This is a genomic window from Echinimonas agarilytica (assembly GCF_023703465.1).
Lineage (GTDB): Bacteria > Pseudomonadota > Gammaproteobacteria > Enterobacterales > Neiellaceae > Echinimonas > Echinimonas agarilytica.
In genome coordinates this window covers 604324-618305 of sequence record NZ_JAMQGP010000001.1, presented here as the reverse complement: position 1 = coordinate 618305, position 13982 = coordinate 604324, and the positions used below count along the sequence as shown (strand labels likewise).

Below are 13982 nucleotides of genomic sequence, written 5' to 3'. Positions count from 1 at the left end.
GCTTGCCTTGACGACTCCAAGTCAGCTCTTTTGCAAGGTGCAAGTCACTTCATAGTTCTTGGCTTTGAATTAAGAACCTGAAATGTACGTTTCGAAATTGCGACCCTCTACTCACAGTAAGCCTTGGCTAAGTGTTCCAGTTTCGAACTTGAGGACATTAAAACCTCCTTTCTGTGCGCTGCACAGCTTTCCGTTAGCTCACTAGCACCCGCGCAAGAACATCACTCACAACGGCCTCAGGGCTGTTTCAATAAATTTCACACCACGCTCAACACAGTCTATCGTCTTAACTTGTTGGCATAGCACCACACCCTCAGTTTGAGTGCTGGATAACTGAACCTCAAACCCATGCCCTCTCACCGTTGAGGTGATTGGTGCAACTAGGGTTAGTTGGATCTGCTTATTAAATAGCTTCGGAGACAATACCAAAGCTGACCGATGATAAGCTCGCTCTCGACCGGCAGAGGGATTGAAATTTGTCCACACAATGTCGCCTCGTTTTGGCGTGTACTGGTTTGAACTCACTTAGTTACCTCACGGCCCACGGGTGCCTCATTAAGCCACTCAGTGTCCTCTTGTGACAATGAGACCGATTCTGCTGGGGAAGATGCTAGCAGCTCAGCCAATGTGTACTTTGGTTCGGCTGCTCGGATAGAGATCACGCCATTCTTTTCATCTACTTCAATTGGATCGCCAATCTGCAAACCGGCTTTTGCTAGGAGTCCTGCGGGAAGCAATGTTCCGCCACTGTTCCCCCAATTGCGAATGTTACTCAACATAAGTATACCCCCCTCAGTTAAACAACCTCTTTTTGAGCAATTTTTAGTCTTATGTGGTAGCGCTTGAGCGCGTTTGATTTGTTTCTTCATTGCAAATTACCTCTTCGTGGAAATTTGCAGACATAGTGATTTTGTCACTTTAAAACAAAAAAAGCCTCTCAAAGAGAGGCTTTTATCACAGGGGGATAAAGTTACTTACAAAGCTCGTACACTTTGATGATGTCTTCTTTGGTCACGGGTCGAGCGCCTGGAGTGGCAACCTGATCGCCCCCTACTGGGAACATACGCACCACATCATCAGCCATCTGCTCAAATTTGTCGTCAGGAATACCAACATCCGACAATGTTAAATAGGAATCTGTACGCTTAAACCATTCGGTGACTTTACCTGCCAACATTTTTGCCGCAACCGCATCATCTTGTTCGGTCACACCGAAGCATCGACGCGCCAACTTAGCCCATCGATGTGGAAGTGCATCTGACAGGTGTTCAAGATATGCAGGGATCACCACAACCATTCCACGCCCATGCGGTAAGTCGTAATATGCACTGAGCGGCATTTCAATTGAGTGCATCGGAATCGAGCCTAAACGACCCAGCGCTTGAAAGCCAGACCAACCAAAAATAGAGCACAACGCGAGCTGACCACGGACTTCTAAGTTTTCTAGATCGTTAATAATCTTATCAAAATTATCCATCACACAGAGGATCATGCCCTCGGTCATACGGTCAGCAAACTCAGACTCGTCATGGCTCGACAAATAGTGCTCAATCAAATGAGAGAAAATATCAATACAGCTGTCTTGTGTAAGACGTAACGGTACGGATTTCAAAATTTCAGGGTCTACAATAGCGACCTTTGGTAAACGATACGGTGAACGAGAGAAGCTCTTTTCATTCGTTTCCGCATTCGTGATCACCCCACCCGCATTCGTTTCAGAACCGGCGGCTGAAATCGTTGGAATTGAAATAATAGGAAATGCGCCTGTATATTCACGAGGCGTGCGATCGCCTAGCACAACGTAATCCCAAGATTTTCCGCCAGAAAAAGCCGTGGCAGAAATATACTTAGAACCGTCAATCACGCTACCGCCACCCAATGCAATGACCATGTCACAACCTTCAGCATTGAAGATTTCAATCGCTTTATCAATCGTTTGAGCGCGAGGGTTAGGCTCAATACCGGTAAAAATAACGACATCCATGCCCGCTTCTTTCAAAGAAGCTTCAATTGTGTCGATCACAGGATCCAAAGGAGAACCTTTGGCATACGTTGCGATCATTGCTTTTTTACCAAATTCAGAGGCAATTTTGCCCACTTCTTTAATGCGGCCAGGCCCATAACTTAGACGGGTGGGAAAATTCCAGTCAAATGGCGTCATTGTTGTATTCCTCTATTCGGAGTCTGCTGCGTTTCACGCTAATAATTTATGTTTTTCAGAATGTTGTAGGGCATTCTTAGTTATTCACATAATTGATATTGATTTGATGAGTGATGTGCGCGTAATAAGCATCAACGATTTCTATTGAAAGCACCTTGATCAAGGCTAGCAGTAAATAGCATGACCAATTTTTCAAGCCAATTATCACATCTCATATCGTTTGGGTTGCTGTCTTATCACTTGAGGCCTTTCGACGCTGACGTCGTTCGTTCTCAAACATACCCATGACACACATCATCCTCATTCGTGACCTAGCATATGTTTATTTTTTATTCGCATTTTCCTAGGCACGGTTGAAATGTAATGCCGACAGACCGAATTGTCAACCAATTAGTCATACCAATATATCCAACCTTATTACCAACGTGATGAAGCTCAAGCTTTGGAGGAATCTAAAAATAACTCTGCAATGAACATTGGTAAGGCCAAATCTTGATTCTAGCTTAAATGAGGGGAGCTATAGGACCCAGCGAAGCTGGCTCAGTAAAAATGATGTTGATACATCGACTCTTAACATTGGAAAAACCTTGAAGGTAAACCACAGGTATAAAAAAGGGCCTACAAAGCAGGCCCTTTGATTGATTCAACCGGAGATGAAACCCCAGTTGTCGAGTCAGCTTAAGTTAACTGTTCGACTGCTTTGTTAGGCGCCCCACCAACAACAAGCTAGCAAGCGCAAACAGAACACCAGAACTTGGTTCTGGAACTTGTTGCGGAGCAATGGTGTTGAAATTAGCATCTTCGGCAAAGATATCAACCACCGTTAAGGTCACGTTGCTGATGTTATCCGTGGCCGTAAATTCGGCTTGACCAAGCTTAAAGCTACTTCCAAGTTCATCGCTCCAATCTGAGACACTTTCACATGACGACCACAAAATGGAGCCTATTCGGGTATTCAGAACACGATGCTCGTATAAGGAAAGTTCAACACGTACGATGGAAAAGACATTGCTCAATTGAAACAAGGCCTGTTTTGGCCTTTGATGGACACTGAGCCCTTTGGGCTGTTCTGCGTTCAGAAAAAAGACCGCTAACTGCGGTCTTTTAAAAGGTATTTATCAACTTTTTTTAACTTGTCTTTGTTTAGAAAGGAATATCGTCATCAAAATCAACTGAAGGCTCACCACCAAATTGCTGCTGAGGCGCATTTTGTTGCTGAGGTGCTTGCTGACGAGGTTGTTGTGCTGGCGCACCGCCACCTTGGTTATATTGTTGTTGCTGACCACCATGTTGTGGCGCCTGTTGCTGGCCACCGTAATTCTGGCCACCTTGTGCTGGCTGTTGCGCCATTGGAGCCCCCATACCCGGTGCTCCTTGCCCTTGCTGACCGCCAGAGTTGCGGCTACCAAGCATTTGCATTTGGTCCGCAATGATTTCTGTGGTGTAACGATCTTGGCCTTGCTGATCTTGCCACTTACGTGTTTGGAGCTTGCCTTCGATATAGACTTGCGAGCCTTTTTTCAAATATTCGCCTGCAATCTCACCCAACTTGCGAAACAAGGTCACGCGATGCCATTCAGTTTTTTCTTGAAGTTGGCCTTGCTGATCTTTCCAACTTTCAGACGTTGCAACCGTAATGTTTGCAACTGCATTTCCATTTGGCATATAACGCACTTCAGGATCTTGCCCTAAATTACCCACCAAAATTACTTTGTTAACGCCACGTGTGGCCATACTTAATTCTCCTCAATATTAACGCTTGCGGCGTGAATCAATGCTTCAGCGCATTGAATATCAAATTTGTCTTGATTCACCTTCAAGTAAACCACTTGTTCTTCAGGTACATACACAGCTTCAGCCACACCAGGCTGTTGTGTTAATAGCTCTAACCAAGTCGATTCAGGAGTTGAAGAAGACACTGGAAGGTGAAGCGCTTTTAATTTTGCACGCGTCTGCATGCTCAATGCAAATACTGTCCAACTCAACAGAACAATAGCCATTGTAATAAAAACTGCGTCGCTTCCTTGCCATTGCAACAAAATCCCTGCGGTCACGCCTCCTAAGAATGCGCCACCAAATTGGCAGGTTGTAAACACCCCCATCGCACTGCCTTTATGGCCAGCGGGTGAAAACAAAGACACCATGCTTGGTAGTCCTGCCTCTAGGTAATTGAACCCAGCAAAGTATAAAACTGTAGCAACCCAAATCAGCCATTGCTGTGAGCCAATACTCAACATAATAACGCTAATCGTCATCAAGATGGCTGAAAAAATTAGGCCTTGCTTGTAAAGTCCTCTGCGATTGAACACTTTCATCATTGGAATCAAGGTCAAAAAGCTCAGCAGTAATATAGGTAGTAAAACTTGCCACATACCCTGTGAACTAGTTTCATCACTGACCAATAAACTCGGCAACACCGTAAATAAACAGGTCATACAAAAATGAATGACTAAAACGGCAGAGTTTAAACGCCATAATTGCCCATCTTTAACCAAGGCTTTCATCATCGGCCATTTGGCCATGGTGTCGCCGCTTGGGGCTTTGGTCACTGCATCGGGGACAAGAAACTTAACCGATGCCATGGCGAGCAATGCCAACCCTGCGGTGGCCCAAAACAGTCCTGACAAGCCGAATGGACCGGCTATCAGTGGCCCAATGATCAGTGCAACTGTGAATGATAAACCAATGAATACGCCAATAATGGCCATCACTTTGGGGCGTTGATGGTCACGACTTAAATCAGCGGCCAATGCTAAGACCGCACTAGAAATTGCACCTGCTCCTTGCAGCGCTCGCCCTATCGTCACCCAAAATATATTGTCGGCCAACGCCGCCACCAAACTGCCGATGGCAAAAATCACTAAACCTGCATAGATCACCGGTTTGCGTCCAATACGATCCGACAAGTGACCCATGGGTATTTGTAAGCAGGCTTGAGTCAGGCCATATACGCCAATCGCAAGCCCCATCCACAAGGGGGTGAACCCTTCTAAACGCGGCCCATAAATAGCGAATACAGGCATGATCATAAACAGACCGATCATGCGGGTCGAAAATACTGTTGCTAGACCTATCGCTGCTTTACGCTCTGTCGCAGAAAATCCCATGGCTTATTCGTATTTTTAGTGAGGCACAAACGGTCGATTCTAACACGCTGAAGTGTGAAGTACATCGTCGAAAAAACATCCTTGCAACACGCATAAAAAAAATACGGAATGCGCTGATCCGAAGCGCCATTTATGCGATTCTATAAGGCTTGGTGATGACTTACTGGACCCCTTATGGACTCCATCGATATTCGTGGTGCTCGCACTCATAATCTTAAAAATGTGAATTTGACAATTCCGCGCGACAAGCTTGTTGTGATCACAGGGCTTTCAGGCTCAGGGAAGTCGTCTTTAGCATTCGATACTTTGTATGCCGAAGGTCAACGACGCTATGTTGAGTCGCTGTCGGCTTATGCTCGTCAATTCTTGTCATTGATGGAAAAACCAGATGTGGATTCCATTGAAGGCTTGTCACCTGCAATCTCAATCGAACAAAAGTCCACCAGCCATAACCCGCGTTCGACCGTGGGGACGATCACTGAAATTTACGATTATTTGCGTTTGTTGTTTGCTCGAGTGGGCGAACCTCGCTGCCCCCACCATCATGAACCATTGGCGGCTCAAACCGTCAGCCAGATGGTCGATCATGTGCTGGAGCAACCCGAAGGCAGTAAGCTCATGTTGCTGGCCCCCATCGTAAAAGAGCGCAAAGGCGAACATCTAAAAACACTTCAAAACCTTGCAGCACAGGGCTTCATTCGTGCCCGAGTCGACGGCAATATTTGTGACTTGTCTGATCCACCCACTTTAGAACTGCATAAAAAACACACCATCGAAGCTGTGGTCGACCGCTTTAAGGTACGCGATGATCTTCAACTCCGCTTGGCTGAATCGTTTGAATCTGCCTTAGAATTATCCGGCGGCGTAGCAACCGTGGTCAGCATGGATGAAGACAACGATTTGGAATTGGTGTTTTCAGCCAACTTTGCCTGCCCAATATGTGGCTACTCAATGGCCGAGCTTGAGCCGCGAATTTTCAGTTTCAACAACCCGGCAGGAGCCTGTCCGACCTGCGACGGATTAGGTGTTCAGCAGTACTTTGATCACCAAAAAGTAGTGCCTAACGGCGAACTCAGTCTGGCCGGTGGTGCAATTAAAGGTTGGGACAAACGCAGCCTATATTATTTTCAAATGCTGCGCGCGGTATCTGAGTACTACGGTTTTGACTTAAATGCGCCATTCGACGATTTAACGGATGAAGCACGACAAGCCGTATTACATGGCAGCGGTAAAGAAAAAATTGAATTCCAGTACGTCAATGACCGCGGTGATATTGTGGTTCGCAATCATCCATTTGAGGGTGTTATTCCCAATATGGAGCGTCGTTACAAAGACACCGAATCGTCCTCGGTACGTGAAGATTTATCAAAGTACATTAGCAGTCAATCGTGCACCGCATGTAACGGTACTCGCTTACGTGAAGAGGCTCGTAACGTTTTCATTGGTCAAACTACGTTACCCCACGTGGCCGACCGAGCCATTGGTGAATGCCTCGAATTTTTTGAACAACTCGAACTTACAGGGCAGCGCGCCCAAATTGCAGAAAAAATCCTTAAAGAGATTCAAGATCGGCTAATGTTCTTGGTCAACGTCGGTTTGGATTACCTCACTCTATCGCGCTCAGCAGAAACACTGTCCGGTGGCGAGGCGCAGCGTATTCGTTTAGCCAGCCAAATTGGGGCTGGGCTTGTGGGTGTGATGTACGTGCTCGACGAACCTTCTATTGGCCTGCATCAGCGAGATAATGAGCGCTTACTGGCCACACTCGAACACTTACGCGGTCTGGGCAATACCGTTATCGTGGTTGAGCATGATGAGGATGCTATTCGAGCTGCAGATTTCGTCATTGATATTGGTCCCGGCGCAGGTGTTCATGGCGGTGAAGTCGTAGCACAAGGCACCGTCGACGATATTCTTAATACTGAAGCCTCGCTCACCGGAGACTACTTATCCGGTCGTAAATGCATTGCACTACCAGAACAGCGCAATGCCCCGAATGAGCATTTCATTGAAATCACCGGCGCAACAGGCAACAACCTCAAATCCGTTGATGTTAAATTCCCAATTGGCTTAATGACATGCGTCACAGGCGTTTCAGGATCAGGCAAATCTACGCTGATCAACGACACTTTGTTCCCTGTAGCACACCGTATGTTAAATGGTGCCGCTGGCGAGAATGTTGCTCCGCACAAAGATATTAACGGCCTCGAATACCTGGACAAAGTGGTTGATATTGACCAAAGCCCGATTGGCCGGACTCCTCGTTCAAACCCTGCGACTTACACCGGTATTTTCACGCCAGTCCGTGAGTTATTTGCCGGCACACAAGAAGCTCGTTCTCGTGGCTATAAGCCGGGACGTTTTAGCTTTAACGTGAAAGGAGGACGTTGTGAGGCATGCCAAGGCGATGGTGTGATCAAGGTGGAGATGCACTTCTTACCTGATGTATACGTGCCGTGTGACTTATGTAAAGGCAAACGCTATAACCGCGAAACCCTAGAGATTCGTTACAAAGGTAAAACCATTCACGAAGTATTGGACATGACCATTGAGGAAGCCCGAGAGTTCTTCGATGCAATTCCAGCAGTAAGTCGAAAGTTACAAACTCTCATGGATGTGGGCCTGTCTTACATTCGCTTAGGACAGTCGGCTACGACTTTGTCGGGTGGTGAAGCTCAACGGGTTAAGCTCGCTCGTGAGCTATCGAAACGTGACACCGGCCGTACGCTTTATATATTGGATGAGCCGACCACCGGACTGCACTTCCATGATATTCAGTTATTGCTTACGGTTCTACATCGCCTGCGTGACCATGGCAACACCATCATCATCATTGAGCACAACCTTGATGTGGTGAAAACAGCCGATTGGATTATCGACCTTGGACCTGAAGGCGGCTCAGGTGGCGGACAAATATTGATAGAAGGCACACCGGAGCAAATTGTGGAATGCGAACGTTCGCATACTGCTCGCTTCCTCAAGCCTTTATTAAATCGATAACGTTCAATTGGAAAAACCGGCATTGCCGGTTTTTTTATGCATCCATGAAAATTTCAACCGTCATATCCGGTCTATAACTTATAACTTCAGACAACCATTTACTTAAAAAGGACATGTCATGCTTTGGATAGCACTTATTACCTGTTTGATATTAATCACCTATGTTGGCTCTGTTTTACTCGTGGGCTATACCCGTGTAAAAACCGGGATTAAAGCGCCAGCAACCACAGGGGATGAGCGATTTGAAATCGCCTATCGCTGCCAGATGAATACTCTAGAACAAATGGTTGTGGCCATTCCATCAATGTGGTTATTAGCCACTTATCAAAGCGTCTCACTCGCCATTGGGTTAGGCACAGCATTTATCATAGGCCGAGTCATATACATTGTGTGCTATGTCCGCGATCCAAACAGCAGAGCCGTGGGTTTTTCCATTGGCTTTTTAGCATCCATGGCGATGTTAATTGGCGCCATTTACGGCATCATTCGTTCACTCGTTTGAAGCTAAAATCATCGCTGCAGCTTTCTCGGCGATCATGATGGTTGGAGCGTTGGTATTGCCGCTTACAATGGTTGGCATAATCGACGCATCCACCACGCGGAGTGATTGTACTCCCCGTACTTTCAGCTCATGATCAACCACGGCCATGGCATCATTGCCCATCTTACAAGTACCTACGGGATGATAAATTGTATTGGCTTTTTTACGAATAAAGTGGGCAATTTGACCGTCCGTTTGAACCGCCTCCCCGGGAAATATTTCGCCCTCTAATAAAGGGGATATTTCGGAATTTGATAGGATCTCGCGCACCCGTTTCACGCCTTCGACCATCACCCGCATGTCATCTTCGTCCGACAACATATTTAATGTGACTCGTGGCGGAGTCCGCGCATCAGCATCATTTAACGCCACATGCCCCCTGCTTTTGGGGCGCAATAAACACAAATGTACAGACACGCCGTGCCGTTTCAACAAAGATAAATTACGACCGTGGTCATCCATGGCGGCAGCGATGCCATGCAGCTGTATGTCGGGCCTTATTGGATCGCCACTGCTGTGGATGAATCCGGCCATTTCAGCCACGGGGGTGGTCAGTAAACCTCGCCGCTTTCGCCAATAACGCCACAATTCCTTAACCGAGCGCAATAAAAAAAACGGGCGTAAACTCATCGAGGTATTCGTTTTCTCTTGTCGAACGACAAGTGCGTCCACGTGATCTTGCAAATTTTTCCCCACTCCGGGCACATGCGCTTCACACAGGATTCCGTGCGATGCCAACATTGCTTTGTCACCCACCCCCGACACCATCAATAGTTGTGGCGAATGAATGGCTCCGGCACTCAGCAATACCTCTCGATCAGCAAAGGCAACGTGTTTTTCATCGTTGTGGAAAAACCTAACTCCAACAGCCTTTCCATCTTTTATCAGAATTTTGTCCATGTGCGCATGGGTTAATACGGTTAGATTTGAGCGATGCTGAACCGGCGTCAGAAATGCCCGCGCTGCACTGCAACGCTCTCCATTGATTTGAGTGACTTGGTAGTTCCCCACACCAAATTGAGCTGCACCGTTAAAATCTTGATTTAAAGGATACCCTTGAGCCTGGCTGGCTTCGATCAAGGCTTGAGTAAGCGGATGTTGAAAACGTAAATCTGCCACATTTAAATCACCCCCCGTTGCATGGTATAGGCTGGCACCGCGCTCTTGATGCTGAGATTTTAAAAAATAAGGCAGTACATCTTGGTAACCCCACCCTTTATTACCCAAGGCTTGCCAATGATTGTAATCATCCGATTGCCCACGAATATAAAGCATGGCATTGATTGCACTGCTACCGCCCAGCCCTTTGCCGCGAGGACAATAAATCGTGCGATTATTGAGGTTTGGTTCGGGTTCAGAATTGATTTGCCAATTGCTCATAGAGGATCGCATGAGTTGCACCACTCCAATAGGCACAATCACGTTTAAGCCGTCGTTGAGGCCACCGGACTCCAACAACAGCACAGTATTGTTGGCATCGGCCGATAATCGGTTTGCCAACACGCAACCCGCCGAGCCCCCGCCCACGATAATGTAATTATATTGCACGCACAGCTTCAATCACTCTAAATCTCATGGCTTAACATTAATCGATGCAAGCCATTTATACCTATGCGCCAATTCACGCTTTCGAACTTTCCCAGATAAATATTGACTTTATATTTAAATTTATAAAGTTTGTGATGTTGACGTGTTTTGTACTAAGACCTGTCAGCACCGACATGACATCACACACTCGAAAGTCATCACGAGTCCAATCATCCTAGTTTCACTGGCGGCACTCAGGTTACCCACACAAAATCCATTCTGTTCATGGGTTCGGTCATTCTCGTGTTCACCCTCAAACAGCGACGCTCATTGTGAATGACTTATAGGATGGTTTTTAATTCAACTAATTAAAAACTAGAATCAGAAAAAGTAAGCAACACTTGATTAGCAAGCACTTACAATCAACCAATAAACGCCTAGCAGTTCTCGGCAATATTTACCGCTTAGAAATTAGCATGTGCTGAAAAGTTAACTAAACTCAGTGAGATAAATCATTTTAATTTCATCAGGGGTATAAACAATGATTCGAATAGCAGCGCTTGTATGCGCAACACTTGTGGCGTTGGTGGGTTGTAGTTCATCAAAAGATGATCTGAACGATGCACAAGCAGAGTACACCGAAGAGAAAACAAAAACGCTTCAAGAATATAAAGAGTGTATTGATGATGCCGACGACAAGGAAGAAGTCGCCAAGTGCGAAGCATTACTCAGCGCAGTGAAAGCCTTAGAAAGTAAATAAAATTTGATTCTCAATGAAGGCCTCTCAATGGCCTTCATACTTCACCTCTGGCCTTATAATTTGAGCTAGACGGCATTTTACCCCACTGAGCATCAATCATCATGGTGATCTGGCCTGTTTGTCCATAACTGCACTTGGCGACTCTGAGGCATATTATGTTTCACAAATGACTGCATTGAGTGTCCAGTAATGAATTTAAATGACGATACAGAGTCTCTCTCAACTAACGAGCGCCGTCCTAAACGTAAACGTCTCTCCTCGGCGACTATTGCCGGTTTGCTGGCTTTGTCTGGTTGTAGTCAACAAGCTGAGCAACCTGCTGAGTCAGCCGCTACGCCAGTTTCAGACCAAACGAGTCCAGCGCAGCCTTACAATATTTTAATGATTGCAGTAGATGACTTAAATAACTGGCCCGGCGCGTGGCGCGGTATGGCAAATACCCCCAATATCGACCGGCTTGCATCGCAAGGCTCTGCCTTCAAAAATGCCCATGCTGTTGTCCCTGCGTGTAACCCTTCACGCGTTGCACTGATGACAGGTCGTCGTCCAGAAGCCACCGGCCAATATCGTAACCCCGGTAATTTCCGAGAGCTGATCGGCAATGCCAACCTGGAAACCATGCCGCAATTTTTTGCCAAACAAGGCTATGAGACGGTTGCGGCGGGAAAAATTTTCCACAAGCAACGCGGCAAAGGGAAAACCCCTTTAGTGCAGTCGGACGATGCGTCCTGGCACCGTCAAGCGGTGCTTGATATTGGCACCGGTGGTGAAAAAGAGTATCGCGATGAAAATGGCTACGGTAAATGGCTTGAAGGCGATTACAACTACGATGACAAACCCATTAACAGCTATTTGGGGCGTTTTGGTATTTGGGGTCCTACCGACATCAAAACCGAAGAAACAGGTGACTACTCGGTCGCCAAATATTGCTCTGATTACATGCAGGAAAAACACGACAAACCATTTTTCTTAGCCTGTGGCTTATTCCGCCCTCACTCTGCCCAAGTGGCCCCGCGTGAATATTTTGACATGTATCCACTGGAAGACATTGAAACTCCGCCACACCCAGAGGCCGATATTCAAGATTTACCCGAGATTGCTAAATATAACTTCTCATCAACTTTTGCTAAGCGTGTCATTGCAACCGACAACCAGTGGGCACAAGCAGTACAAGGTTACAAAGCCAGCACTACATTTGCAGATGATATGATTGGGGTTATTTTGGATGGCCTAAAAGGTAGTCCATACGAAGACAACACCATTGTTGTGTTGTGGGGCGACCATGGCTGGCAAGTTGGGCAAAAGTATCGCTGGGAGAAATTCTCACTTTGGCATCAAGGTACCAACACCCCCATGATCATTAAAGTACCCGGCATGAAAGCTCAAGTGATCGAAAAGCCTGTATCGTTGCTTGATATTTATCCCACGATTGTCAAAGCCGCAAACTTAGACTCAGTTCCAGAATATCTAGAAGGTCATGATTTAGAGCCTTTGATGAAAGATCCTGAAGCATCATGGAGCAATGCAGCCGTAGTGACCTATGAACCGAATAACCATTCCGTTCGACGCGAACATTGGAACCTCATCCAATACAGCGACGGGTCTATTGAACTATACGACCATCGCAATGATGAGGACGAATGGCATAACTTAGCAAGTGATCCTCAATACAAAGGCGTTATTGACGAGCTTAAACAGTGGATCCCAAAAGAATCCAAAGCCTGTGAAGAAGGACAGTGCGTCTCTTAAATCAAGAATAGCCCGACTCGTTCGGGCTTTTTATTGCCTAATTGTTGGAACACCAGTCATGAATACCATTGCCTCAAGTCCTTTGATTCGTATTTTTATAACGTGCTCCTTGCTGTTTTCTAACGCTGCGATTGCCGACACAGACAATCGTACGGGTGCCAATTTCGTCTCAACCTTTGGCTACACCAACGTCATTGAACTGAGCAACCAAAGCACTCGTGTACTGCTGTTGCCTCAAGTGGGCGGTAAAGTTCTGCAATACAGCTATCACGGCAAAGACAGCTTAGTGGTGGATGCGAAGGATAAAGGGTGGCATTTTGACGGCTCTAACCAAAGCACCACATTCAACAGTGGCGGACGTTTTGATATTGGCAGCCCAGCATTTCTGCCAGATCGAAGAAATCTATTGTTAGGACATTGGCACGGCGAAATTATCGGTGATCGACAAGCGCGACTCACTAGTGTGAAAGATCCAGAAACGGGCCTGCAAATTATCAGAACCTTCACCCTCGATTCAAAATCATCTCGATTACGCATCGACATGAGAATGACAAACTACCTCAAACGTGAGGTGACTGCCCACTTCTGGACCCGAACATTTGCCAAAGGTGGGGGCAAGTTTGTGATTCCTATGACCGAAGGAAACATCTACCCCAAAGGCTATACGGTGTTTGATGTGAAGCAAAAATCGATTTTATTGCACCCCCCAGCCGATCCGCATGTTCATCATCAAGACGGTTACTTCCAAATTACGGGACAGCCTCAACATCAAAAGTTTGGCATTGAAACCTACACCGATTGGGCGGCCTATTTTATACCCAATGATTTAGTGATGCTGCGTCAATTCCAGACATTTCCAGACCGAGCGTACACAGATCTAAAAAGCGGTACATTTTCTATTTATTACAACACATCGTTTAAAAACCACTCGGTTGCAGAAATAGAACCGATGGGACCAAGAGAACGCCTGAAACAAGGGCAGTCGGCCTACTTTACTGAAGTTTGGACGCTAGCAGAGTATCCATTTGAACAACTCTCAACGCCTATCAGCTCGGCTCAAATCATACCGATTGAAGAGCAATTAAAGCCCATCTTAGATCGCTAGATTTTGGCATTTACTTGGGCATAAGAAAGGGC

12 protein-coding genes are annotated in these 13982 nt (G+C 46.3%); 5 read left to right on the top strand and 7 right to left on the bottom strand.

Features of this window, described 5'->3' with window-relative positions:
- Positions 1-225: 225 nt before the first annotated feature.
- From NAF29_RS18160 to NAF29_RS02570, 6 genes are all read right to left on the bottom strand, one after another.
- The gene (locus NAF29_RS18160) at positions 226-486 is read right to left on the bottom strand and encodes a type II toxin-antitoxin system PemK/MazF family toxin (RefSeq protein ID WP_349665550.1); all 261 of its coding nucleotides are present in this window, start codon (positions 484-486) and stop codon (positions 226-228) included.
- 35 nt (positions 487-521) lie between these two features.
- Positions 522-779 (bottom strand): AbrB/MazE/SpoVT family DNA-binding domain-containing protein, encoded by a 258-nt coding sequence (locus tag NAF29_RS02590; RefSeq protein WP_251259921.1) that lies wholly within the window; start codon positions 777-779, stop codon positions 522-524.
- Positions 780-970: 191 nt separating this feature from the next.
- Positions 971-2161: an iron-containing alcohol dehydrogenase gene (locus NAF29_RS02585; RefSeq protein WP_251259920.1), complete on the bottom strand. Its 1191-nt coding sequence runs from the start codon at positions 2159-2161 to the stop codon at positions 971-973.
- Positions 2162-2844: 683 nt separating this feature from the next.
- Positions 2845-3177, bottom strand: coding sequence for a hypothetical protein (locus tag NAF29_RS02580; protein ID WP_251259919.1), 333 nt, complete (start codon positions 3175-3177; stop codon positions 2845-2847).
- Positions 3178-3304: 127 nt separating this feature from the next.
- Positions 3305-3895 (bottom strand): single-stranded DNA-binding protein, encoded by a 591-nt coding sequence (ssb, locus tag NAF29_RS02575; RefSeq protein WP_251259918.1) that lies wholly within the window; start codon positions 3893-3895, stop codon positions 3305-3307.
- A gap of 2 nt (positions 3896-3897) precedes the next feature.
- Complete coding sequence (locus NAF29_RS02570; RefSeq protein ID WP_251259917.1) at positions 3898-5268, bottom strand: MFS transporter; 1371 nt, start codon at positions 5266-5268, stop codon at positions 3898-3900.
- 174 nt (positions 5269-5442) lie between these two features.
- Between NAF29_RS02570 and uvrA the strand changes: the two genes are divergently transcribed.
- Positions 5443-8268 carry an excinuclease ABC subunit UvrA gene (gene uvrA, locus NAF29_RS02565; RefSeq protein WP_251259916.1) on the top strand — a complete coding sequence of 942 codons (2826 nt, stop codon included), beginning with the start codon at positions 5443-5445 and terminating at the stop codon, positions 8266-8268.
- A 118-nt stretch (positions 8269-8386) separates the two neighbouring features.
- On the top strand, positions 8387-8770 hold the full coding sequence (locus NAF29_RS02560) for an MAPEG family protein (protein WP_251259915.1): 384 nt from the start codon (positions 8387-8389) through the stop codon (positions 8768-8770).
- Here the strand turns inward: NAF29_RS02560 and NAF29_RS02555 are convergent.
- Positions 8759-10357, bottom strand: a complete 1599-nt coding sequence (locus NAF29_RS02555) for a GMC family oxidoreductase (protein WP_251259914.1) — start codon at positions 10355-10357, stop codon at positions 8759-8761. The genes NAF29_RS02560 and NAF29_RS02555 overlap by 12 nt on opposite strands.
- 520 nt (positions 10358-10877) lie before the next feature.
- Here NAF29_RS02555 and NAF29_RS02550 point away from each other — a divergent pair.
- The 3 genes from NAF29_RS02550 to NAF29_RS02540 all read left to right on the top strand — a co-directional run bounded on the left by NAF29_RS02550 (position 10878) and on the right by NAF29_RS02540 (position 13950).
- A complete protein-coding gene (locus NAF29_RS02550; protein WP_251259913.1) occupies positions 10878-11096 on the top strand; it encodes a hypothetical protein in 219 nt (72 codons plus the stop codon).
- 189 nt (positions 11097-11285) lie between these two features.
- Entirely contained in the window at positions 11286-12845 is a 1560-nt protein-coding gene (locus NAF29_RS02545; protein ID WP_251259912.1) for a sulfatase, read from the top strand.
- Between the two features lie 58 nt (positions 12846-12903).
- A complete protein-coding gene (locus NAF29_RS02540; RefSeq protein WP_251259911.1) occupies positions 12904-13950 on the top strand; it encodes a hypothetical protein in 1047 nt (348 codons plus the stop codon).
- Positions 13951-13982: the final 32 nt, after the last annotated feature.